Raw genomic sequence first — 21,936 nt, forward strand, 5'->3', positions numbered from 1 at the left:
AGTTACCAGAATAGCCACAGCAGCCAGGCACCGAGAAGCAGCCGATAGATCACGAAGGGCTGCATGCCGACCCGCTTGATGAAGGCCAGGAAGAAATGGATGCAGAGATAGGCGCTGATGCCCGAGAGCAGTGCCCCCACCGTCAGGGTGAACCAGTCTACCTGGGTCGCATCGCGGATCAGCCCGAGGATCTCCATGCCGCCGGCCAGCACGATCACTGGGATCGACATCAGGAACGAGAAGCGCGCCGCGCCTTCGCGGTTCATGCCCAGCAGCAACGCCGCGGTGATGGTGATGCCCGAACGCGAGGTACCGGGGATCAGCGCCAGCGCCTGGGCCAGGCCGATCAGCAGGGCATCGCGCAGGGTCAGCTGATACTCGTCACGGCTGCCACGATGGCGGAGGTCCGCGTAGGCCAGCAGCAACCCGAAGGCGATCAGGCCGAAGGCGATGATCAGTGGCGAACGCATGCCCTCTGCGATGGCGTCATGGAAGGCCAGGCCCACCAGGCACACCGGGATCGTCGCCAGCACCACCCACCAGGCCAGGCGGGCATCGGGGTCTACCCCGCGCCCCGCCAGGGATCCCCCCCAGCTCACCGCCATGCGCACCAGCTCCTGGCGAAAGTAGAGCACCACCGCCGAGAGGCTGCCGATATGCAGCGCCACGTCGAAGGCCAGGCCCTGGTCGCCCCAGTCGGTCAGCGCCGGCACCAGGATCAGGTGGGCGGAACTGGAGATCGGCAGGAACTCGGTGAGTCCCTGGACGATGGAGAGTACGACGACCTGAAGCCAATCCATGGAGATGTCCTGTCAGCAGTGGCCAACGCCCGCGGGCGACATGCCGCGCAGAGGATACACGCCCGCCGCCGCGCTGTCCGCCCCGCCGCGTCTCATGTGCCGGTGAGAACCGCCGTGGCGATGCCGAAGTAGATCAGCACCCCAGAGGCATCGATCAGGGTCGTCACCAGCGGCGCCGAGGCGGTGGCCGGATCCCAGCCCAGGCGGTCGAGCAGGAAGGGCAGGCACATGCCCAGCAGGCTGCCGAACAGCACGATGGTGACCATGCTCATGGCCACCACCAGGGCCAGCGCCTCGCCGCCGCGCATGATCCCGATGGGGGCCACCGCCAGGGCCATGGTCAGCCCCAGCGAGCCGGCCACCAGCAACTCGCGCCCCAGCAGCTTGCCCCAGTCCTTGATGCCCACGTCCCCGGTGGCCATGCCACGTACCGTCAGGGTGGCGGCCTGGGCACCGGCATTGCCGCCGCTGCCGATCAGCAGCGGCAGGAAGAACACCAGCGCCACCTGGGCGGCGATGGTCTCCTCGAAGTAGGCGATGCCCGCGCCGGAGAAGAGGTTGGCGAACACCAGCAGCACCAGCCAGATGACCCGCTTGCGATACAGGCTCCACAGCGGCACCCGGCTGACCCCGTCCTCCAGCGCGCCAATCGACATCCCCTTGTGGATATCCTCGGTGGCCTCGGACTCGACCACATCCATGGCATCGTCATGGGTGACGATGCCCACCAGCCGCCTGTCGGCGTCGACCACCGGCAGGGCCAGCAGGTCGTAGCGGGCGACGATGCGCGCCACCGCCTCCTGGGCCTCGTCGACCGGGACGTGAATCACATCCCGGATCATCAGCGCGTCGATGGCTTCACCCGGGGGCGCCACCATCAGCTGGCGCAGCGACAGGGTCCCCGCCAGACGCCCCTGGCCGTCGACGATATAGAGCTGATAGACCGTCTCGGCATCGGGGGCCGTCTGACGCACCCGCATCATCGCCTGGGAGACCGTCATGCCGCTGGGGATGGCCACATAGTCCGCGGTCATGATCGCCCCGGCGGTGCCCTCCTCGTAGCTGGCCAGGCGCTTGAGCTCCTCGCGCTCGCGGCGCGCCATGCGTCGCAGCAACCGCTGGCGGCGCCCCTCATCGAGCAGGTTGAAGAGATCGGCACGCTCGTCGGAACCCATCTCCTCGAGGATCGTCAGCAGGCGCTCGTCGCTGAGCGCCTCGGCAAGCACCAGCTGAGCATCACCGGGCAGATGCCCGAGCACGCTGGCGCGACGCTCCAGTGGCAGGCGTCCCAGCAGGGCAAGGGCCCGGGGCGGGTCGGCCTGCTCCTCGAGAATCGCCTCGAGAATCTCGGCAATATCCGCCGAACGCAACTCGGGCAGCAGGGCATCGAGCCGCTCGCCATCCTCCTCGTCGAGGGCCTGGCAGAGTGCAAGCCGGTGCATGTTCAGGCTCTCGCTGAGTGACATGGCATCCTCCACGGCGCCCCAGGGCCAGGCCACCGGGATGACAGAGACAAGAACGCCCCCGTACGCGTCGTTGCCGACGCGCAGAGGGCGCGAGACTCACGCAGGGGCGATGATCAGCCCTTGCCGGCCTTCTTGCGCAGTTGCTGGATCGTGCGCAGCTGGGCCACGGCCTCGGCCAGCTCGGCCGATGCACGGGTGTAGTCCAGCTCGGCGGACTTGTCGTTGAGGTTCTTCAGCGCATGCTGACGAGCCTCTTCGGCCGCCGCCTCATCGAGGTCATGGGCACGAGTCGCCGCGTCGGCCAGGATGGTCACCACGTCCGGCTGGACTTCCAGGAAGCCTCCCGAGACATAGTAGTGCTCCTCCTCGCCATCGTGGATCACACGCACCGGGCCCGGCTTGAGCTCGGTGAGCAGCGGGGCGTGGCCGGGGAGGATCCCCAGCTCGCCCATGCGCCCGGTGGCGATGACCCGCTCGATCTGGCCAGAGAAGATCCCCTCCTCGGCGCTGACGATCTCGCATTTGAAGCTTTTCGTCATGACGACGTCTCCCAGGTAGACGGGATTACTTCATCTGGTTGGCTTTCTCGACGGCCTCGTCGATGGTGCCGACCATGTAGAAGGCCTGCTCCGGCAGCTCGTCGTACTCGCCGTCGAGGATGCCCTGGAAGCCGCGGATGGTGTCCTTGAGGGACACGTACTTGCCGGGCGACCCGGTGAACACCTCGGCCACGAAGAACGGCTGCGACAGGAAGCGCTGGATCTTGCGCGCCCGCGACACGGCCAGCTTGTCCTCGTCGGACAGCTCGTCCATGCCCAGGATCGCGATGATGTCCTTGAGCTCCTTGTAGCGCTGCAGCACGTTCTGAACACCGCGGGCGGTGTTGTAGTGCTCCTCGCCGACGACCAGCGGGTCGAGCTGACGCGAGGTGGAGTCCAGCGGATCGATGGCCGGATAGATACCCAGCTCGGCGATGGAGCGCGCCAGTACCACGGTGGCGTCCAAGTGCGAGAAGGTGGTCGCCGGCGACGGGTCGGTCAGGTCATCCGCGGGCACGTAGACGGCCTGCACGGAGGTGATCGAGCCGGTCTTGGTGGAGGTGATGCGCTCCTGGAGCACACCCATCTCCTCGGCCAGGGTCGGCTGGTAACCCACCGCGGAGGGCATCCGGCCCAGCAGGGCGGAGACCTCGGTACCGGCCAGGGTATAACGGTAGATGTTGTCGACGAACAGCAGCACGTCGCGGCCTTCATCGCGGAACTTCTCGGCGATGGTCAGGCCGGTCAGGGCCACACGCAGGCGGTTGCCGGGCGGCTCGTTCATCTGGCCGTAGACCAGCGACACCTTGTCGATGACGTTGGACTCGGTCATCTCGTGGTAGAAGTCGTTACCCTCACGGGTACGCTCACCCACGCCCGCAAACACCGAGTAGCCGCTGTGCTCGGTGGCGATATTGCGGATCAGCTCCATCATGTTGACGGTCTTGCCGACACCGGCGCCGCCGAACAGGCCGACCTTGCCGCCCTTGGCGAACGGGCAGACCAGGTCGATGACCTTGATGCCGGTCTCGAGCAGCTCGTTGGAGGCCGCCTGGTCGGCGTAGCCCGGTGCCTTGCGGTGGATCGGCATGCGCTCTTCTTCGCCGATCTCGCCCGCCTCGTCGATGGGCTCGCCAAGCACGTTCATGATGCGGCCCAGCGTCGCCTTGCCCACCGGCACGGAGATGGCCGCGCCGGTGTTGGTGACGTCCATGCCACGCTTGAGGCCCTCGGTGGAGCCCATGGCGATGGTGCGCACCACGCCATCACCCAGCTGCTGCTGGGTCTCGAGCACGGTCTCGACATTCGAGACCTTCAGCGCGTCGTAGACCTTGGGAACATTGTCCCGCGGAAACTCTACGTCAATCACCGCGCCGATGATTTGTACGATACGTCCGCTCATCTTGGTTCCTCTCAAATACCTGAAAATGAAACCTGCATGCCGGGAGGGCCATGGCCTCCCTGGCGCTTATACGGCGGCGGCACCACCGACGATCTCGGAGATTTCCTGGGTAATGGCCGCCTGACGGGCCTTGTTGTACACCAGCTCCAGGTCGTCGATCAGATTGCCGGCGTTGTCGGTGGCACTCTTCATGGCGATCATCCGCGCGGCCTGCTCGCAGGCCCCGTTCTCGACCACCGCCTGGTACACCTGCGATTCGACGAATCGCACCAGCAGGCTGTCCAGCAGCGCCTTGGCATCCGGCTCATACAGGTAGTCCCAGCTACCGGGACGCTTGTCTTCTTCGTCGTTCGCTTGCGAGCCCATATCGGGGGACAGGGGCAACAGCTGACGGACCACCGGCTTCTGGGTCATGGTGTTGACGAACTCGTTGTACACCACGCACAGGCGGTCCAGCTTGCCCTCGTCGTAGGCATCCAGCATCACCTTCACGCTGCCGATCAGGTCCTCGACCTCGGGCGCCTCGCCCAGGCCACTCTTCGCGGCGACGAGGTTGCCCCCGTAGCTGCGGAAGAAGGTAGCGGCCTTGCTGCCCAGGGCACAGAAGTCGAGCTCGGCCCCCTGGTCACGCCACGCCTTGGCGTCCTTGACCACGGACTTGAACAGGTTGACGTTCAGGCCGCCACACAGGCCGCGGTCGGTGGAGACCACGATGTAACCGACGCGCTCGACCTCGCGCTCGACCATCCACGGGTGACGGTACTCCGGATTGGCATCGGCGACATGCGCGACCACGTTGCGGATCTGACGCGCATAGGGCTGGCTGGCCTTCATCAGGTCCTGGGCCTTGCGCATCTTCGACGCCGCGACCATTTCCATGGCGCTGGTGATCTTCTGCGTGTTCTTGATGCTCCCGATCTGGGTGCGTATCTCTTTTGCAGCTGCCATAGCGATCTACTCCGTTCGTGGCACTCAGTAAGCTCCAGGGCCCGCCCCGCGGGCGGGGCAGGCCAACGGCATTACCAGCTCTGAGTGGCCTTGAACTTCTCGAGACCCTCTTTCAGTGCATCCTGGATCTCGCTGCTGTAGTCGCCGGTCTGGTTGATCTTGTCGAGCAGCTCGGCGTATTCGGCCTTCATGAAGTCACGCAGGGCACGCTCGAAGTCCAGAATCTTGTTGACCTCGACCTCCTCCAGGTAGCCCTCGTTGGCGGCATACAGGGAGAGGGCCATCTCGGCCACGGACATCGGCGAGTACTGGTTCTGCTTCATCAGCTCAGTGACGCGCTGACCGTGCTCCAGCTGCTTGCGGGTAGCCTCGTCCAGGTCGGAAGCGAACTGGGCGAAGGCCGCCAGCTCGCGGTACTGGGCCAGGGCCAGACGCACACTGCCGCCGAGCTTCTTGATGATCTTGGTCTGGGCCGAACCACCCACACGGGAGACCGAGAGACCGGCGTTGATCGCCGGACGGATACCCGAGTTGAACAGGTCGGTCTCGAGGAAGATCTGACCGTCGGTGATCGAGATCACGTTGGTCGGCACGAAGGCCGAGACGTCACCACCCTGGGTCTCGATGATCGGCAGGGCCGTCAGCGACCCGGTCTTGCCCTTCACCTCGCCGTTGGTGAACTTCTCGACGTAGTCGACGTTCACGCGCGCAGCACGCTCGAGCAGGCGGGAGTGGAGGTAGAAGACGTCACCCGGGAAGGCTTCACGGCCCGGCGGACGGCGCAGCAGGAGGGAGACCTGACGATAGGCCACGGCCTGCTTGGAGAGATCATCGTAGACGATCAGCGCGTCTTCACCGCGGTCGCGGAAGTACTCGCCCATGGTGCAGCCGGAGTAGGCCGCCAGGAACTGCATCGGGGCCGGGTCAGCGGCGCCGGCGGCGACCACGATGGTGTGCTCCAGCGCGCCGTGCTCCTCGAGCTTGCGCACCACGTTGGCAATGGTCGACTGCTTCTGACCGATGGCCACGTAGACACAGGTTACCCCGGTGCCTTTCTGGTTGATGATGGCGTCGATGGCGATGGCCGACTTGCCGATCTGACGGTCGCCGATGATCAGCTCACGCTGGCCGCGACCGATCGGCACCATGGCGTCGATGGACTTGAAGCCGGTCTGGATCGGCTCGTCAACGGATTGACGAGTGATGACGCCGGGGGCGACCTTTTCTACCGCATCGGTCAGCTTGGCGTTGATATCGCCCTTGCCATCGATGGGGTTGCCCAGCGCATCGACCACGCGACCGCGCAGCTCGGGGCCCACCGGCACCTCGAGGATACGACCGGTACACTGGGCGGTCATGCCCTCTTCGAGCTGCAGGTAGTCGCCCAGCACCACGGCGCCCACGGAGTCGCGCTCGAGGTTGAGCACCATGCCGAAGATGCTGCCCGGGAACTCGATCATTTCACCGAACATCGCGTCCTCGAGGCCGTGAACTTTCACGATGCCGTCGGAAACGCTGACGATGGTGCCCTGGTTGCGGGCTTCGGATGCGACGTCAAGCTTCTCGATACGCTGCTTGATGATGTCGCTGATCTCGGAAGGATTCAGTTGCTGCATGCCATGTCCCTCAGACTCAGGCGGAAAGGGCTTCGGAAAGGCGGTTCAATCGACCACGCACCGACCCGTCGATGACGGTGTCGCCGGCACGCAGGATGACACCACCGAGAAGCTCGGGATCCACCTGAGTGGTAATGGAGATTTCGCGATTCAGGCGCTTCTTGAGCGCGCCGGAGAGCTTGTCCTGCTGTGCCTTGGTGAGCTTGTAGGCCGAGACCACGGTAACGTCGACGCGCTTCTCGTGGTCGGCGAGCAGCGTCTCGAACTGTTCGCGGATCGCTGCCAGCGCCGGCAGACGCCCCTTCTCGCCCAGGGTGGCGAGGAAACGGGCGGCAGCCTCATCGAGGTCGACCTCCGCCAGCTCGACCACCATGGCCACCTTGCGCTCGGTGTCGAGCTTGGGGCTGGAGAGAAGCTTGAGCGCCTCACGGTTGGTTACCACCATGGCCAGCTTGCTCAGCCAGTCGGACCAGGTATCCAGCGTCTGGTGATCGCGTGCGTACTCGAACGCCGCCTTGGCATAGGGCCTGGCAACGGTAGACAGTTCCGCCATGGATCACCTCCTCACAGTTCGGCGGCAAGCTCGTCGAGCAGCTTGCGATGGGCCTTTTCGTCGATGGAGGCTTCCAGGACACGCTCGGCACCGGTGACCGCCAGGCGGGACACCTGGGCACGCAGCTCGTCCTTGGCACGATTGACTTCCTGCTCGATCTCGGCGCGGGCGGAGGCGACGATGCGCTCGCCTTCGACACGGGCCTGCTCGCGAGCCTCCTCGACCATCTGGGAGGAACGCTTGTTGGCCTGCTCGAGAATCTGTGAAGCCTGTTCCTTGCTCTCGCGCAGCGTCTGCTCGGCGCGCTCCTGGGCTAGCTCCAGGTCACGCGAGGCACGGCTGGCCGCATCCAGGCCGTCAGCAATCTTCTTCTGGCGCTCGTGAAGCGCGTTGCTGATCGGCGGCCACACGTACTTTATGCAGAACCAGACAAAGATCGCGAAGGCGATCGTCTGCCCGATCAGCGTCATGTTGATATTCACGGGGCGGTACCTCTGACAGGTTCGTGTTGACCGGAAACAAGCAAACCGAGCGCATGGCGCTCGGTGCTGTCATGTATTAGCCGGCAACGACGAAGATCAGGTACATCGCGATACCAACGCCGATCATCGGCACGGCGTCGAGCAGGCCGGCCATCAGGAAGGTCTTGGTCTGCAGCTGGTCGCCCAGCTCCGGCTGGCGAGCGGTAGACTCAAGCAGCTTGCCGCCCAGGATGGCGAAGCCGATGCCGGTACCCAGAGCGCCCAGGCCGATCATGAGGGAGGCAGCGATATAGACGAGTTCCATGGTAGTGCTCCTGATTGAGAGTAGTTTCGGGTTAAGGGTTTAGGGTTGAGGTTAAGGGTGTTGCAAGGGTATCGACTTCAGTGATGCTCGTGGGCCTGGCTCAGGTAGACCACCGACAGCACGGTAAAGATAAAGGCCTGCAGGGTGATGACCAGGATGTGGAAGATGGCCCAGGGCACGTTCAGGGTCCACATCACCCAGAAGGGCAGCAGGGCGATCAGGATGAAGATCACCTCGCCGGCGAACATGTTGCCGAACAGACGCAGGCCGAGGCTGAGCGGCTTGACCAGCAGCCCGATGATCTCCATCACCAGGTTGAAGGGAATCAGCGACCAGTGGTTGAAGGGGGTCAGCGAGAGCTCCTTGGCGAAGCCGCCCACGCCCTTGACCTTGAGGCTGTAGTAGATGATCAGGCCGAACACGCCGATGGCCATGCCGAGGGTGGCATTGGGATCGGTGGTCGGTACCAGCTTCATGTACTCGATGCCCAGGCGGGCGAACAGCTCGGGGGCATAGTCCACCGGCACCAGCTTGAGCAGGTTCATCAGGAAGATCCAGACGAACAGCGTCAGCGCCAGGGGCGCGATCACCGGGTTACGGCCATGGAAGGCACCGCGCACGGTGAGCTCGACGAACTCGATGATCATCTCGACGACGTTCTGCAGCGGCCCGGGCACACCGGTGGTCGCCATCTTGCCGGCCTTGCGGAACAACCAGATGAACAGCAGCCCCATGGCGATGGACCAGCCCATGGTGTCCAGGTGGATCGCCCAGAAGCCCATCTCGCGAGCTTCCTCGGCACCATGTGCCAACGACCAGCCATTCTCGGGGTGGTGGCCGAAAGTCAGATTCTGGAGGTGGTGCTGTATGTAGTTAGCCGCCGTGTTATCACTGCCTGCTGCCATGCGAAGATCACCTCGGTTGAGGGGTCGACCGCTCGCGCCTGAGCCAGGGTGCCAGCCAGGGCATGAGATGGGTCGCCACGTATGCGCTGAAGAAAGAAATCGGGTTTGAGGGGGGCACGGCCACGAAGACCATTGCCAGCAGTGCCACCGTCAAACCGAACTTGCCTGCTTCCGCACGATAAAGGTTCATCACGAACCGCTGCGCCTGTCGGCCGCCACGTGCCTGACCGCTTCTCCAGACGAAGAATGCCTGGGGAATCAGCCCGACCAGTGCACCCGAGACGGCGGATTTCCCCGCTTCGACGCCGCCGATCAGGGTCGCCATCACGATCACGACGCAGACGCCCAGCACTTCCAGTCGCAGCAGGCGCCAGCCCATGGTACGCCGGCGGGTGGCGGGATGTCTCATCGTCTTCTCGCCGCTCCCTTGCTCGGGCCAGGCGCAAGGCCAAAACCACCGCGGATTATAGGGAAGCCCCCCCGGCGCTTCAACTGAGGCGCCACGCTTTCGACGTGATTTCCGATCACTTTTCGACCAAAGGTGCAGAAATTGTCGACAGCTTGACGCGCATCATGCCAGATCACCTAACGGATATGTTCCAGAATGCCATCCAGTTCATCGAGGCTGGCATAGCGGATGGTCACGCGTCCCTTGCCACCGCGGCCATGCTGGATCTTGACCGGTGCACCGAGGACTTCGCCCAGGCGGGTCTCGAGTCGCGCGACGTCAGGGCTCGGGGGTGCCGGCTCTGACTTGCGGGGCGCCCCCTCGGCGAGGCGCTTCACCAGCGCCTCGGTCGCACGCACGGTGAGGTCCTGATTGACCACCTCATGAGCGGCCTGGCGCTGCTTGGCGGCGGAAAGCACGAGCAGGGCACGCGCGTGGCCCATGTCCAGGTCGCCACGCTCCAGCAGGGTCTGCACCTCGGGGTCCAGGGCCAGCAGGCGCAGCAGGTTGGTGACCTGGGTCCGGGACTTGCCCACCGCATCGGCCACCTGCTGCTGGGTCAGCTCGAACTCCTCCAGCAGGCGCTTGAGGGCCATCGCCTCCTCGACGGGGTTGAGGTTCTCGCGCTGGATGTTCTCGATCAGCGCCAGGGCCAGGGCCACCTCGTCGCTGACCTCGCGGATCACCGCGGGAATGACGTCGAGCTCGGCCAGCTGGGCGGCCCGCCAGCGCCGCTCGCCGGCGATGATCTCGTAGCGGTCCTCGGCCACCGGGCGAACCACGATGGGTTGCATCACCCCCTGGGCACGAATCGAGTCGGCCAGCTCCTCCAGCGCCTCGGGCTGGATGTCGCGGCGCGGCTGGTACTTGCCGCGGCTGAGCTGGCCCAGCGGCAGGCGTTCGAGGCGCTCGGCCGGTTCCGGTTCGCTGGCGGGGTTGCTGGTCGCCGCCTCACCGTCGGCGAGCTCCACCTCGGGCAGGTCGAGGCTCTCGCGGCGGCGGGCATTGCCTCCGATCAGGGCATCCAGGCCTCGTCCCAGGGCGCGTTTACGCGTCATCGACATTCCCTCATCACTGATGTTGCACAACAGGGATTACAGCGACAGGCGCCGAATCAGTTCCTTGGCCAGCACCCGGTGAGCCTGGCTGCCCCGCGAGAAGCGCGCGTACTTGGTCACCGGCAGGCCGTGGCTGGGCGCCTCGGCGACCCGCACGTTGCGCGGGATGGTGGCCTTGAGCAGGGTCTCGCCGAAATAGTCACGCAGCTGTTTGGTGACGTCGCGGGTCAGGCTGTTGCGGGCATCGAACATGGTGCGCAGGATGCCGTACACCTCGATCCGGGGATTCACGCTGTCCTTGATCTGCTCCACGGTGTCGAGCAGCGCCGAGAGCCCCTCCAGGGCGTAGAACTCGCACTGCAGTGGAATCAGCACGCCGTGGGCGGCGGTCAGGCCGTTGACGGTCAGCATGTTGAGCGAGGGCGGGCAGTCGATCAGCACCACGTCGTATTCGTCCGCGACACCGGCCAGGGCATTCTCCAGGCAGCGCTCACGCCCCGCCTCGCGATCCAGCAGGGCCACCTCAGCGGCGGTGAGGTCACCGTTGCCCGGGAGCAGGGCATAGCCGGCCTCGGGGCAGTCGAGGATCACCCCGGCGGCATCGCGCTCGCCCAGCAGCACCTCCAGCACACTGCCATCCAGTTCATGCTTGTCGATGCCGCTGCCCATGGTCGCATGGCCCTGGGGATCGAGGTCGACCAGCAGCACGCGACGGTCCAGCGCCGCCAGGCTGGCGGCGAGGTTGACCGCGGTGGTGGTCTTGCCGACGCCACCCTTCTGATTGGTCAAGGCGATGATCTTGGTCACGGGCAACTCCGTTGCGGGGAAACGCGGGTTGTCAGGGAGCCGGGGCTTGCGTCCGGCGCTCGAGCACCACCAGCAGGCGGGTACCGACCTCGAAGGGTACCTCGAGGAGATGGCGCGCCACCGGCGTGACTTCCGCCGGCAGCCCGGCAAGCTCCTCGTCCACGGCGGGACCCTTCATGGCCAGCCACTGGCCACCGGGGACCACCCGCTCGCGGGTCAGCGCGACGAAGTCGCCGAGGCTGGCGAAGGCTCGCGAGATGACCTGGTCGTAGCGCTCCTCGAAGGCCTCGATCCGCGCCTGCACCGGGGTCACGTTGTCGAGGCCCAGCTCCAGTGCCGCCTGGCGCTGGAAGCGAACCTTCTTGCCGTTGCTGTCGAGCAGGGTCACCTCGAGCCCGGGCTTGAGGATCGCCAGCACCAGCCCCGGGAAGCCCGGTCCTGCGCCCACGTCGAGCAGCGTGCGACCGTTCAGAAAGGGCAGCACCGCGGCGCTGTCCAGCAGGTGGCGCGAGACCATCTCCTCGGCTGAGCGTATCGCGGTGAGGTTATAGGCGCGGTTCCACTTGTGCAACAACCCGACCAGGGCGAGCAGTCGACGGCGCTGCTCGGGGTCCACGGCGATGCCAAGCTGCGCGAGTCCCTGGTCGAGGCGCGTGGCCACGGGGTCTGCGATGGCCGTCATGCGCTGGCTACCTGATGGTCGTCGAGGAGTCGGCGCTTCTTGAGGTGAATCAGCAGGATCGACACCGCCGCCGGGGTCACCCCGGAGATGCGCGAGGCCTGGGCCAGGGTCTCGGGGCGTGCCTCGGCGAGCTTCTGGCGGATCTCGTGGGAGAGCCCGTCGACCCGGGTGTAGTCGAGATCGACGGGCAGCGGCGTGGCCTCATGCCGCTTCAGCTTGGCGATCTCGTCACGCTGGCGATCGATATAGCCCTGATACTTGGCCTGGATCTGCACCTGCTCGGCCACCGACTCGTCGTCCACGGGATCGCCCGGGATGCCCGGCAGCCCCGCCACGTCGGCATAGCCCAGCTCCGGACGCTTGAGCAGGTCCATCAGGCTGTACTCCCGCGCCGGCGCCTTGCCGGTCTTCTCGGCGATGCAGGCGGCCGCCTGGCTGTCGGGCTGCACCCAGCTGGCCCTGAGTCGAGCGCTCTCGCGCTCGATGGCCTCACGCTTCTCGCTGAAGGCCGCCCAGCGGGCGTCGTCGACCAGCCCCAGCTCGCGGCCAGCCTCGGTGAGGCGCAGGTCGGCGTTGTCCTCACGCAGCAGCAGGCGGTACTCGGCCCGCGAGGTGAACATGCGGTAGGGCTCCTTCGTCCCCAGGGTGATCAGGTCGTCCACCAGCACGCCGAGATAGGCCTCGTCGCGACCCGGGCACCAGGAGTCGAGCCCCTGTGCCCGGCGGGCGGCGTTGAGACCCGCCAGCAGCCCCTGGGCGCCTGCCTCCTCGTAGCCGGTGGTGCCGTTGATCTGACCGGCGAAGAAGAGGTTGGCGATGAACTTCGTCTCCAGCGAGTGCCGCAGGTCCCGCGGATCGAAGAAGTCGTACTCGATGGCGTAGCCGGGACGGGTGATATGGGCATTCTCCAGTCCGCGCATGGAGCGCACTACCTGCAACTGCACATCGAAGGGCAGCGAGGTCGAGATGCCGTTGGGATAGAGCTCGTGGGTGTCGAGCCCCTCGGGCTCGATGAAGACCTGGTGGCTCGTCTTGTCGGCGAAGCGGTGCACCTTGTCCTCGATGGAAGGGCAGTAGCGCGGCCCCACCCCCTCGATCATCCCGGAGTACATCGGCGAGCGGTCGAGATTGGCGTGGATGATCTCGTGGGTACGCTCGTTGGTGTGGGCGATGTGACAGCTCACCTGGCGGGGATGCTGAGCGCGATTGCCCATGAACGACATCACCGGGGTGGGGGTATCTCCCGGCTGCTCCTCCAGCTGCGAGAAGTCCAGGCTCCTGGCATCGAGGCGAGGCGGAGTACCGGTCTTGAGGCGATCGACACGGAACGGCAGGGCGCGCAGGCGTTCTGCCAGGCGGTTCGAGGGCGGGTCGCCGGCGCGCCCGCCGCGGGTGCTGTCGAGCCCGATATGGATCACCCCACCGAGGAAGGTTCCGGTACACAGCACCACGGTCTCGCCGAGGAAGCGGATGCCGGTCTCGGTAACCACGCCCCGTACCTCGTCGTTGTCGACGATCAGGTCGCCGGCGGCCTGCTGGAACAGCGTCAGGTTGGGCTGGTTCTCCAGCAGGCCGCGGATCGCGGCCTTGTAGCGAACCCGGTCGGCCTGGGCGCGGGTGGCCCTAACCGCGGGCCCCTTGCGGGCATTGAGAACACGGAACTGGATCCCGCCGAGATCGGTGGCCAGGCCCATGGCACCACCCAGGGCATCGATCTCCTTCACGAGGTGGCTCTTGCCGATGCCGCCGATGGCCGGATTGCAGGACATCTGGCCGAGGGTCTCGATGTTGTGGGTCAGAAGCAGGGTACGTGAGCCCATGCGAGCGGCGGCCAGGGCGGCTTCGGTTCCCGCATGGCCGCCGCCGATGACGATGACGTCGAAGCGGTCGGGGTAATCCAAGGTGCACCTCGTTGGCGCCGCGGCGCCTGTCTTTCTGTCAGAGGGTGAAATCAGCCCGGCAGTATAAACCTCCTGTGGGTAATCGTCAGGGTTTTCCACACGCGTTTCCAACCAGGCTCGTTCCCTCCTGACCTATCAATTAATATCAGTATATAAATAAAGAAGTTCTGTTGTGGTTGTAACTACTGGTGTGGACAAAAACCGTGGATAAGTCATTTCCTGCCATTTTCTTCAGTAGCTTACGTTGTTGACCAAGCACAGGAGAAAGGGACGACAGCCTGCGGACTAGCGGTCGCGAACCTGTGGATGGAATGCCACCTTGTCCACAGCGCCGGCGCTGCACCGCTTGTCCACCGATGGGTACCAGGCTTGTGCCCGCGGCTGTGAACAACTGGGGTATTTATCCACGAGCCCCTCCAGCATGGGCCCCGTAGCCAGAATCCGGGGTATCGAAAAAAATTCTGTCCACAGACGAAAAAAGGGCCCTGCCGCAACGCGACAGGGCCCTTTTTCATCCTGATGGAGTCGATCCTGGTGGTTGAGCTAGTGCTTGAGTACGCGAGAGAGGAAGCTTCGGGTGCGTTCATCATTCGGGCTATCGAAGATCGTCTCCGGCGGGGCCTCCTCGGCGATCTCGCCCTGATGGACATAGATGACGCGATCGGCCACTTCGCGGGCGAAGCCCATCTCGTGGGTGACGATGATCATGGTCATGCCTTCCCGGGCCAGCTCGCGCATGGCGTCGAGCACTTCGCCGATCATCTCCGGATCCAGCGCGGAGGTAGGCTCGTCGAACAGCATCAGCCGCGGCTCCATGGCCAGGGCGCGGGCCAGGGCGACGCGCTGCTGCTGGCCACCGGAGAGCTGGGTCGGGTACTTGTCGGCCTGGTCGGAAATGCCGACGCGCTCCAGCAGGCGTTCGGCGGTCTCCATTGCATCCTCCTGGCTCCAGCCACGCACCTTCATGGGGGCCAGGGTGACGTTGTCGCGCACGCTCAGGTGGGGGAAGAGGTTGAACTGCTGGAACACCATGCCCACCTCGGTGCGGATCTTCTGCAGGGCGCGGCCGCTCTTGCCGTGGGGGGTGAGTTCGTTGCCGTCCACCTCGATGTGTCCGGACTGGAACTCCTCCAGGCCGTTGATGCAGCGGATCAGGGTCGACTTGCCCGAGCCGCTGGCGCCGATGACCACCACCACCTCGCCGGGCATTACCTCGAGGTCGATATCCTTGAGTACGTGCAGCTTGCCGAAGTGCTTGTTGACCTTCTCCATGCGGACGATGGCCGTGGTCGGGTTCTCTTTCTGTGTCATGTGCTTGGCCTCCCTCGCTCTTTTTTTAACCCCATCACTGGCCGACCAAACCACGCCGCTCGAGCTGGCGCAGCAGGATCGACAGGGTCCAGGTGATGGCCAGGTAGAGCAGTGCCACCATCAGGTAGACTTCCATGGCGGTGAAGGTGGTGGCGATATAGATCTGCCCCTGGCGCACCAGCTCGCCCACACCGATCACCGAGAACAGCGAGGTGTCCTTGATACTGATGATGGCCTGGTTACCCAGTGGCGGGATCATGCGGCGCAGGGCCTGGGGCCAGATCACGTAGCGGAAGGCCTGGGTACGAGACAGGCCCAGGGAGAGCGAGGCCTCGCGCTGGCCGCGTTCGATGGACTGCACACCGCCGCGGACCACCTCGGAGATATAGGCGCCCGAGTTGACGGCGATGGCGGCGATCCCTGCGGTCAGTGCGTTGATCGGCTCGCCGAGGATCTGTGGCAGGCCGTAGAAGATGAACAGCACCTGCACCAGGATGGGGGTGCCGCGAAATACCTCGATATAGAAGATGGCGGGCAGGCGCAGCCAGAAGAGCGGGCTGATGCGCATGAGGCCGAAGATGATGCCGATCACGAAGCCGATGGCGAGGCCACCGAAGGAGATCAGCAGCGTCCAGGGAATCCCCGGCAACAGGTGGGGTATCGAGCTGAAGGCGGCCGCCCAGTCGAATTGGAAGGTCACGTCCACGAGGAGGTCTCCGGGAGCGTTGAACGACGCGGGGCCGGGTGGTCACACCGCCCGGCCCCGCGGACTCTCGCGTCGCCCTCAGGGCGACGATATCGGGAGGGGAGTCGCCTCAGTCGTCACTGGGCGCCTCGCCGAACCACTTGGCGTAGATCTCATCATAGGTGCCGTCCTCCTTCATCTCGGCCAGCGCCTGGTTGACCGGCTCTACCCACTCGCTGCCCTGATGGAAGACGATGCCGTACTGCTGGCCCTCATAGAGCGGCCCGACCACCTTGGTGCGGCCTTCGCCGCGGGTCTGGGCGAAGTAGCCGACGTTGGGGGCATCGTAGAAGGCGGCGTCGACGTTGCGGCCGAGCAGCGCCATGTACATGTCGGAGGTGCCCGGGTAGGGAGTGATCTCGGCGCTGTCGCCCAGGTTCTCCTGGAGGAAGTCGTAGCTGGTGGAGCCGATCTTGGTGGCCACGCTCAGACCTTCGAGGTCCTCGAGGGTCTCCACCTCGTCGTTATCGGCACGCACCATGATGCGCAGGCCGGAGTCGTAGTAGGGATCGGAGAAGTCGACGATCTCCGCGCGCTCTTCGGTGATGGTGACACCGGCGATGGCGATCTCCTGGCTGCCGGTCTGGATGGCCGGGATGATGCCGTTGAACTCCATGGTGGTCAGGTTGACCTCGAAGCCGGCGCGCTCGGCCACCTCATGGATGATATCCATGTCGAAGCCGACCATCTCGCCGGTTTCGGTATCGAGCATCTCGAAGGGCACGAAGCTGGGGTCGGTGACCACGTTGACGGTGGTGTCCTGGGCCAGGGCGGAGCCGGCCAGGCCGGTGCCCAGCGCCAGGGCACTGGCCAACAGGGTGTGCTTCAGGAAGGGTGTTGCCGCAGTAGATTGTTTCATGAGATTCCCCGTTCTTGGGACTTTTCTGATGGGACTCGCCATTTCAACCTTGGCGAGATTCCCGCAGAGCGTCAAGTCGGGGGATCTCACGCTTCCCCGCGGCCGGGGAGGCGCTGCTATACCATGAAGGAGGCGCCACAGCCGCAGGTGGTGGTGGCGTTGGGGTTCTGGATCAGGAAGCGGGCGCCGGCCAGCCCCTCCTCGTAGTCAACGGTGGAACCCACCAGATACTGGTAGGAGAGCGGGTCGATCACCAGCGCCACGTCGCCGAACGGGATGACGGTGTCATCATCGGCCGCCTCGTCGGCAAAATCGAAACCGTACTGGAAGCCCGAGCAGCCGCCGCCGGTGACATAGACCCGCAGCTTCAGCTCGCTGTTACCCTCCTCTTCGATCAGCGCACGCAGCCGGGCCCTTGCGCTGTCGGACAGCATCAGGGGCGTAGGGACGAAGGATTCGGCTTCGCTCATGGAGGACTCCAGGGGAAGGAAGTGTGACCGGTCATTATCCGCAATCCCCAGCAAAATGGTCAACTTTCCGATAGGTTATTCGGGCTATCCCAAGGGGAGGTCTACGAGGAGGCGCTGTGAATACCTCCCTGTAAGCTACCGACGCCATCCCTGGCGTAGGACCTCCTCTGCGACCTCCCCTTGGCGCCCTCAATGTTTTGTGGGAGGGCCGGATCAGGGCATCATCGCGGGGGCGGCGAGCCCGGCGTTCTCGTCGAAGCCGAACATCAGGTTGAGGTTGTGGATCGCCTGGCCCGAAGCCCCCTTGACCAGGTTATCGATCACCGAGAGCACCACCACGGTATCGCCGTCGCCGGGCCGGTGCACGGCGAGCCGGCAGAGGTTGGCACCCTTGACGCTGCGGGTCTCGGGGTGACTGCCCGGGGGCATGACGTCGACGAAGGGCTCGCCGGCGAAGCGTGTCTCGAACAGCGCCTGAAGATCGCCCGGCTCACCGGTGAGCCGGCCATAGAGGGTGGCGTGGATGCCGCGGATCATCGGCGTCAGGTGAGGCACGAAGGTCAGACCGACGGAACGGCTGGCGGCATCGCCCAGGCCCTGGCGAATCTCCGGCAGGTGGCGGTGGCCGCTGGCGCCGTAGGCCTTCATGGACTCGCTGGCCTCGGCCAGCAGCGAGGGCACCTTGGCGCCGCGGCCGGCACCGGTGACCCCGGACTTGCAGTCGGCGATGACATGGTCCGCGTCGATCAGGCCGGCCTCGAGCAGCGGCAGCAGGCCGAGCTGCACCGCAGTGGGGTAGCAGCCCGGGACGGCGATCAGGCGGGCGCTGCGGATACGTTCGCGGTTGACCTCCGGCAGGCCATAGACCGCCTCGTCGAGCAGCTCGGGAGCCCCGTGGGGTTGGCCGTACCATTCGGCCCACTCCGCGGCGTCACGCAGCCGGAAGTCGGCGGAGAGGTCGATGACCCGGGTGCCGCGCTCGAGCAGTTCGCCGGCGAGGGCGTGGGCCACGCCATGGGGGGTGGCGAAGAATACCGCATCGCAGGCACCCAGGCGGTCGGCGTCGGGCTCGCTGAAGGTCAGGCCATCGTAGTGCCCGCGCAGGTTGGGATAGAGTTCGGCGACACCCAGGCCGGCCTCGGAACGCGAGGTGATGGCCTCGACCTCCACCTCCGGGTGCTGGGCCAGCAGCCTGAGCAGTTCGACGCCGGTGTACCCGGTGCCGCCGACGATTCCGACCTTGATCACGTGAGACTCCTTGATTGACGAAAAAGGGCCGACGCCCTGAAAGCGGCGGGCTGTCATCGCCCTGCGGGAATATGATACACAGGTGAAGGACCGGAAGGGTCGTCACTCAGTCGTAAAGGAAACCGCGACGTGCCGCGTTTGCCTCGCCTCGATGCCGGTCAAGGACTGGAGCGCTTTCGACAACAGCTTGCCAATGTGGATGCCCTGCCGCAACTCTGCGTGCTGGGCGTCGTGGCAGGGGTGCTGACCGGTGTGCTGATGGTGGGGTTTCGCAGCCTGCTGGAGCTGGGCGGGCTGTGGCTGTTTCCTACCGGTAGCCCCGAGGCATTCGAAGCCATGCCGCCGGCGCTGCGCAGCCTGTTGCCGCTGGCCGCGGTGCTGCTGATCGGTCTGTGGATGTGGTTTACCCCCCAGGTCGGCCGCCAGGTCGGCGTCGTACATGTGATCGATCGCCTGGCCTATCATCAGGGGCGCTTCCCGCTGCGCAACTGGCTGACCCAGTGGGTGGTGGGTCTGATCTCGGTGCTGGGGGGGCTCTCGGCTGGCCGCGAGGGGCCGGCCATTCATCTGGGGGCCGCCGCCTCCAGCGGCCTGGGCCAGCGCCTGCGCCTGCCCCATAACAGCCTTCGGGTACTGGTCGCCTGCGGTACCGCGGCGGGCATCGCGGCCTCCTTCAACACGCCGATCGCCGGCGTCATCTTCGCCATGGAAGTGGTGATGATGGAGTACACCATCATCGGCTTCATGCCGGTCATCCTGGCCTCCACCATGGGCGCGGTGGTAGCCCAGCTGGTCTATGGTCCCGACCCGGCGATCGGCGTGCCCGACCTGCACCTCAACTCCCTGCTCGACCTGCCGTGGATCATCGTCAGCGCCCTGGTGATTGGCCTGCTGGCCGGCCTGTTCGTGCGGGTCTCGCGGCTGGGGCCGCGCCTGGAGCGACTGCCCATGGCGCTGCGCTTCCTGATGGCGGGAGGGGTGGTTGGCGCCGTGGCCTGGTGGTATCCCCAGGTACAGGGCATGGGTTATGACACCCTGCAGGCAACCCTCAGCGGTTCGGTGGCGATGGATGTGCTGCTCGCCGTGGCCATCGGCAAGCTGCTGCTCACCGCCGGCACCGTGGCCTGCGGGATTCCGGTAAGCATCATCGGCCCGGTACTGGTAATCGGCGGTGCGGCCGGTGCGCTGTGCGGCATGACCGGCCAGTGGCTGTTGCCCATCGAGGCTTCGGATCCGGCGCTCTACGCCATGCTGGGCATGGCGGCGATGATGGGCGCGGTGCTGCAGGCGCCCCTGGCGGCGCTGATGGCGCTGCTCGAGCTGACCCACAACCCGAATATCATCCTGCCCGGCATGCTGGCGGTGGTGGTCTCCTGCCTGACCGCGCGTCAGCTGTGCCGCTGCGGCGGTTTCTTCATCAGCGTCACGCGCCAGGGACTGCATCCCCTGCAGCAGCCGCTGATGCAGGCGCTCTCCCGGGTCTCGGTGCCGGCGGTGATGGAGCGCCGGCTGGTGCGCACCCAGCGCATGGTCTCCCGGGAGCGTGCCCGAACGCTGCTGGAATCGGAGCCGGTGTGGATACTGATCGAGCGTTCCAGCGACGACAAGCCGGTGCTGGCGCTCAAGGCCGCCGACCTGGCCCGCTGGCTCACCGAGCAGGCGGCGGCAGAAGAGAAGAGTGCCGCCGAGGAAGCCGAGGCGGAAGAGCCTGCCGAGAAGGTGGAGCTCGCCAAGGAGATGCCGGAGGGCGACGGCGAAGAGAAGGCGGCGAAGAAACGCAAGAAGGGCAAGGAGAAGGCCAGGGAGAAGGAGGAGCCACCAGAGGTGGATCTGCTGGAGATTCCCGGCGTGCGCCTGGAGCTTGCCCCCATCGGGCTGCAGGCCACCCTCTCCGAGGCCTTCAACAAGCTCAATGACTCGATGCTCGATGCCCTCTACGTGGAGCACGGCCATCGGCCGAAGCAGAAGCGGATTTCCGGTATCATCACCCGCGGCGCCATCGAGCGCTTCTACCGCGTCGAGAACTGACGCCTCCTCCCTTTCTCCACCACCCGCAAGGAGCTCCCATGTACCTGTGGTTCAAGGCCCTGCACCTGATCGCCATGGTCACCTGGTTCGCCGCCCTCTTCTACCTGCCGCGGCTCTACGTCTATCACGCCATGGCGCGCGACCGCGGCGAGCAGCAGGCGATCGACCACTTCCTGGTCATGGAGCGCAAGCTCTATCGCGGCATCATGACCCCCTCCATGATCGCCGTGCTGCTGTTCGGCGGCATCATGCTGGTGCTCAATCCCGGCTGGCTGGCCCAGGGCTGGATCCATGCCAAGCTGCTGCTGGTGGCGCTGCTGGTGGGCTACCACCATGTCTGCCTGATCTACCTGAAGCAGTTCGCCGAGGCGCGCTGCAAGCGTGGCCACGTGTTCTTCCGCTGGTTCAATGAGCTGCCGGTGATTGCCCTGTTGATCATCATCTTCCTCGCCGTGCTCAAGCCGTTCTGATGGCAGCCATCACGCCCCACCTGCCGGTCGTGCTCGTGCTCTCCGGCCACGACCCTACCGGCGGCGCCGGCCTGGTGGCCGATGCCGAGGCGGTTGCCGCCGGCGGCGGCTGGGCGCTGACCGTGCCAACCGCCCTGACCGTGCAGTCCTGCAGCGATGTCTCGCGAGTGATCCCCGCCGACCCCGAGGTCATGCGCGCCAGCGTTGCCGCCCTCGACGAGTTCGCGGTGGCGGCGATCAAGATCGGCCTGGTGGCCGACCTGGCGACCCTGGATGCGATCACCGACATCCTCCGGCGCTTTCCCGGGGTGCCGGTGGTGGCCGACCCGGTGCTGTCTGCCGGCGGCGGCAGGGAGTTATCCACAACCGAGCTCGTCGATGCCTACTGCGAGCGGCTGCTGCCGCGTGTGGATATCCTCACCCCCAACCGGGGGGAGCTGGCGCGGCTCTCCCCAAGCCTGCTGCAGGATACCGAGCGGGCCGTGGCGCTGATGCGCCTGGGCTGTCAGGCGGTGCTGGTGACCGGCACCGATGACCCGGCGCCGGGGGTACCGGCGGACCGCGTGGCGCATACGCTGCATGCCCCGGACCAGAGTCGCCAGTGGAGCTGGCCGCGGCTTGCGGGGCGTTATCACGGCTCAGGCTGCACCATGGCGGCCTTCCTGGCGTCGCGTCTGGCCGTCGGGGAGTCACTGGTGATGGCCTGCGAGCAGGCACAGGCATTCACCTGGGAGGCATTGGCCCACGGCTGGCGGCCCGGCGAGGGCCAGGCGCTGCCTCGTCGCCTCTGGCGACTGCCGACGGTGGCGAGCGTCGCATCACCCGCTTCTCCCTGAGGGAGGGTCTGGCCTTTGGCGGCCGGAGCATCGAGAATGGGGGCAATGTTCAGGCATG

Annotated in this window: 23 protein-coding genes; 3 read left to right on the plus strand and 20 right to left on the minus strand. The window is 65.7% G+C overall.

The window, feature by feature from the left end:
* Window positions 1–2 precede the first annotated feature (2 nt).
* The 20 genes from LWH48_RS12435 to argC all read right to left on the minus strand — a co-directional run bounded on the left by LWH48_RS12435 (window position 3) and on the right by argC (window position 18,544).
* A complete protein-coding gene (locus LWH48_RS12435; protein WP_232912822.1) occupies window positions 3–800 on the minus strand; it encodes an undecaprenyl-diphosphate phosphatase in 798 nt (265 codons plus the stop codon).
* A 92-nt stretch (window positions 801–892) separates the two neighbouring features.
* A complete protein-coding gene (gene mgtE / locus LWH48_RS12440) occupies window positions 893–2,266 on the minus strand; it encodes a magnesium transporter (RefSeq protein WP_232912823.1) in 1,374 nt (457 codons plus the stop codon).
* A 113-nt stretch (window positions 2,267–2,379) separates the two neighbouring features.
* Entirely contained in the window at window positions 2,380–2,805 is a 426-nt protein-coding gene (locus tag LWH48_RS12445; protein WP_161431907.1) for a F0F1 ATP synthase subunit epsilon, read from the minus strand.
* 25 nt (window positions 2,806–2,830) lie between these two features.
* The gene (atpD, locus tag LWH48_RS12450) at window positions 2,831–4,207 is read right to left on the minus strand and encodes a F0F1 ATP synthase subunit beta (RefSeq protein ID WP_161431908.1); all 1,377 of its coding nucleotides are present in this window, start codon (window positions 4,205–4,207) and stop codon (window positions 2,831–2,833) included.
* A 66-nt stretch (window positions 4,208–4,273) separates the two neighbouring features.
* A complete protein-coding gene (atpG, locus tag LWH48_RS12455; RefSeq protein ID WP_232912824.1) occupies window positions 4,274–5,155 on the minus strand; it encodes a F0F1 ATP synthase subunit gamma in 882 nt (293 codons plus the stop codon).
* Between the two features lie 71 nt (window positions 5,156–5,226).
* Window positions 5,227–6,771 carry a F0F1 ATP synthase subunit alpha gene (atpA, locus tag LWH48_RS12460; protein WP_161431910.1) on the minus strand — a complete coding sequence of 515 codons (1,545 nt, stop codon included), beginning with the start codon at window positions 6,769–6,771 and terminating at the stop codon, window positions 5,227–5,229.
* A gap of 16 nt (window positions 6,772–6,787) precedes the next feature.
* A complete protein-coding gene (locus LWH48_RS12465) occupies window positions 6,788–7,324 on the minus strand; it encodes a F0F1 ATP synthase subunit delta (protein WP_161431911.1) in 537 nt (178 codons plus the stop codon).
* Between the two features lie 11 nt (window positions 7,325–7,335).
* A complete protein-coding gene (locus LWH48_RS12470; RefSeq protein ID WP_161431912.1) occupies window positions 7,336–7,806 on the minus strand; it encodes a F0F1 ATP synthase subunit B in 471 nt (156 codons plus the stop codon).
* Between the two features lie 76 nt (window positions 7,807–7,882).
* Window positions 7,883–8,110 carry a F0F1 ATP synthase subunit C gene (gene atpE / locus LWH48_RS12475; protein ID WP_023006402.1) on the minus strand — a complete coding sequence of 76 codons (228 nt, stop codon included), beginning with the start codon at window positions 8,108–8,110 and terminating at the stop codon, window positions 7,883–7,885.
* A gap of 77 nt (window positions 8,111–8,187) precedes the next feature.
* Window positions 8,188–9,015 (minus strand): F0F1 ATP synthase subunit A, encoded by an 828-nt coding sequence (gene atpB / locus LWH48_RS12480; RefSeq protein ID WP_161431913.1) that lies wholly within the window; start codon window positions 9,013–9,015, stop codon window positions 8,188–8,190.
* A gap of 7 nt (window positions 9,016–9,022) precedes the next feature.
* Window positions 9,023–9,424: an ATP synthase subunit I gene (locus tag LWH48_RS12485; RefSeq protein WP_232912825.1), complete on the minus strand. Its 402-nt coding sequence runs from the start codon at window positions 9,422–9,424 to the stop codon at window positions 9,023–9,025.
* Between the two features lie 176 nt (window positions 9,425–9,600).
* Window positions 9,601–10,521, minus strand: coding sequence for a ParB/RepB/Spo0J family partition protein (locus LWH48_RS12490; RefSeq protein WP_232912826.1), 921 nt, complete (start codon window positions 10,519–10,521; stop codon window positions 9,601–9,603).
* A gap of 36 nt (window positions 10,522–10,557) precedes the next feature.
* The gene (locus LWH48_RS12495) at window positions 10,558–11,328 is read right to left on the minus strand and encodes a ParA family protein (protein ID WP_161431915.1); all 771 of its coding nucleotides are present in this window, start codon (window positions 11,326–11,328) and stop codon (window positions 10,558–10,560) included.
* 31 nt (window positions 11,329–11,359) lie between these two features.
* The gene (rsmG, locus tag LWH48_RS12500) at window positions 11,360–12,010 is read right to left on the minus strand and encodes a 16S rRNA (guanine(527)-N(7))-methyltransferase RsmG (RefSeq protein ID WP_232912827.1); all 651 of its coding nucleotides are present in this window, start codon (window positions 12,008–12,010) and stop codon (window positions 11,360–11,362) included.
* Complete coding sequence (gene mnmG / locus LWH48_RS12505) at window positions 12,007–13,911, minus strand: tRNA uridine-5-carboxymethylaminomethyl(34) synthesis enzyme MnmG (protein WP_232912828.1); 1,905 nt, start codon at window positions 13,909–13,911, stop codon at window positions 12,007–12,009. The genes rsmG and mnmG overlap by 4 nt, the downstream gene beginning before the upstream one ends.
* A 543-nt stretch (window positions 13,912–14,454) precedes the next feature.
* Window positions 14,455–15,222: an amino acid ABC transporter ATP-binding protein gene (locus LWH48_RS12510; RefSeq protein ID WP_269816198.1), complete on the minus strand. Its 768-nt coding sequence runs from the start codon at window positions 15,220–15,222 to the stop codon at window positions 14,455–14,457.
* A gap of 34 nt (window positions 15,223–15,256) precedes the next feature.
* Entirely contained in the window at window positions 15,257–15,928 is a 672-nt protein-coding gene (locus LWH48_RS12515; RefSeq protein WP_161431919.1) for an amino acid ABC transporter permease, read from the minus strand.
* Between the two features lie 109 nt (window positions 15,929–16,037).
* A complete protein-coding gene (locus LWH48_RS12520; RefSeq protein ID WP_161431920.1) occupies window positions 16,038–16,826 on the minus strand; it encodes a transporter substrate-binding domain-containing protein in 789 nt (262 codons plus the stop codon).
* A 116-nt stretch (window positions 16,827–16,942) separates the two neighbouring features.
* Window positions 16,943–17,296: an iron-sulfur cluster insertion protein ErpA gene (erpA, locus tag LWH48_RS12525; protein ID WP_161431921.1), complete on the minus strand. Its 354-nt coding sequence runs from the start codon at window positions 17,294–17,296 to the stop codon at window positions 16,943–16,945.
* A gap of 213 nt (window positions 17,297–17,509) precedes the next feature.
* On the minus strand, window positions 17,510–18,544 hold the full coding sequence (argC, locus tag LWH48_RS12530; protein ID WP_232912829.1) for an N-acetyl-gamma-glutamyl-phosphate reductase: 1,035 nt from the start codon (window positions 18,542–18,544) through the stop codon (window positions 17,510–17,512).
* Window positions 18,545–18,673: 129 nt separating this feature from the next.
* Between argC and LWH48_RS12535 the strand changes: the two genes are divergently transcribed.
* From LWH48_RS12535 to thiD, 3 genes are read left to right on the plus strand one after another with little or no spacing between them, the layout of a single operon-like run.
* Window positions 18,674–20,572: a chloride channel protein gene (locus LWH48_RS12535; RefSeq protein WP_232912830.1), complete on the plus strand. Its 1,899-nt coding sequence runs from the start codon at window positions 18,674–18,676 to the stop codon at window positions 20,570–20,572.
* Window positions 20,573–20,610: 38 nt separating this feature from the next.
* Window positions 20,611–21,042, plus strand: coding sequence for a protoporphyrinogen oxidase HemJ (hemJ, locus tag LWH48_RS12540; protein WP_161431923.1), 432 nt, complete (start codon window positions 20,611–20,613; stop codon window positions 21,040–21,042).
* Window positions 21,042–21,878, plus strand: coding sequence for a bifunctional hydroxymethylpyrimidine kinase/phosphomethylpyrimidine kinase (thiD, locus tag LWH48_RS12545; protein ID WP_232912831.1), 837 nt, complete (start codon window positions 21,042–21,044; stop codon window positions 21,876–21,878). The genes hemJ and thiD overlap by 1 nt, the downstream gene beginning before the upstream one ends.
* Window positions 21,879–21,936: the final 58 nt, after the last annotated feature.

Origin of the sequence: Halomonas sp. G15 (genome assembly GCF_021282295.1) — a bacterium.
Taxonomy (GTDB): Bacteria; Pseudomonadota; Gammaproteobacteria; order Pseudomonadales; family Halomonadaceae; genus Halomonas; species Halomonas alimentaria.

Excerpts from the sequence above, each read along its gene's own strand:
- LWH48_RS12435 (WP_232912822.1), bottom strand. The coding sequence starts at position 800 with ATGGATTGGCTTCAGGTCGTCGTACTCTCCATCGTCCAGGGACTCACC.
- mgtE (WP_232912823.1), bottom strand. The coding sequence starts at position 2,266 with ATGTCACTCAGCGAGAGCCTGAACATGCACCGGCTTGCACTCTGCCAG.
- LWH48_RS12445 (WP_161431907.1), bottom strand. The coding sequence starts at position 2,805 with ATGACGAAAAGCTTCAAATGCGAGATCGTCAGCGCCGAGGAGGGGATC.
- atpD (WP_161431908.1), bottom strand. The coding sequence starts at position 4,207 with ATGAGCGGACGTATCGTACAAATCATCGGCGCGGTGATTGACGTAGAG.
- atpG (WP_232912824.1), bottom strand. The coding sequence starts at position 5,155 with ATGGCAGCTGCAAAAGAGATACGCACCCAGATCGGGAGCATCAAGAAC.
- atpA (WP_161431910.1), bottom strand. The coding sequence starts at position 6,771 with ATGCAGCAACTGAATCCTTCCGAGATCAGCGACATCATCAAGCAGCGT.
- LWH48_RS12465 (WP_161431911.1), bottom strand. The coding sequence starts at position 7,324 with ATGGCGGAACTGTCTACCGTTGCCAGGCCCTATGCCAAGGCGGCGTTC.
- atpE (WP_023006402.1), bottom strand. The coding sequence starts at position 8,110 with ATGGAACTCGTCTATATCGCTGCCTCCCTCATGATCGGCCTGGGCGCT.
- atpB (WP_161431913.1), bottom strand. The coding sequence starts at position 9,015 with ATGGCAGCAGGCAGTGATAACACGGCGGCTAACTACATACAGCACCAC.
- LWH48_RS12485 (WP_232912825.1), bottom strand. The coding sequence starts at position 9,424 with ATGAGACATCCCGCCACCCGCCGGCGTACCATGGGCTGGCGCCTGCTG.
- LWH48_RS12490 (WP_232912826.1), bottom strand. The coding sequence starts at position 10,521 with ATGACGCGTAAACGCGCCCTGGGACGAGGCCTGGATGCCCTGATCGGA.
- rsmG (WP_232912827.1), bottom strand. The coding sequence starts at position 12,010 with ATGACGGCCATCGCAGACCCCGTGGCCACGCGCCTCGACCAGGGACTC.
- LWH48_RS12510 (WP_269816198.1), bottom strand. The coding sequence starts at position 15,222 with ATGACACAGAAAGAGAACCCGACCACGGCCATCGTCCGCATGGAGAAG.
- LWH48_RS12520 (WP_161431920.1), bottom strand. The coding sequence starts at position 16,826 with ATGAAACAATCTACTGCGGCAACACCCTTCCTGAAGCACACCCTGTTG.
- erpA (WP_161431921.1), bottom strand. The coding sequence starts at position 17,296 with ATGAGCGAAGCCGAATCCTTCGTCCCTACGCCCCTGATGCTGTCCGAC.
- hemJ (WP_161431923.1), top strand. The coding sequence starts at position 20,611 with ATGTACCTGTGGTTCAAGGCCCTGCACCTGATCGCCATGGTCACCTGG.
- thiD (WP_232912831.1), top strand. The coding sequence starts at position 21,042 with ATGGCAGCCATCACGCCCCACCTGCCGGTCGTGCTCGTGCTCTCCGGC.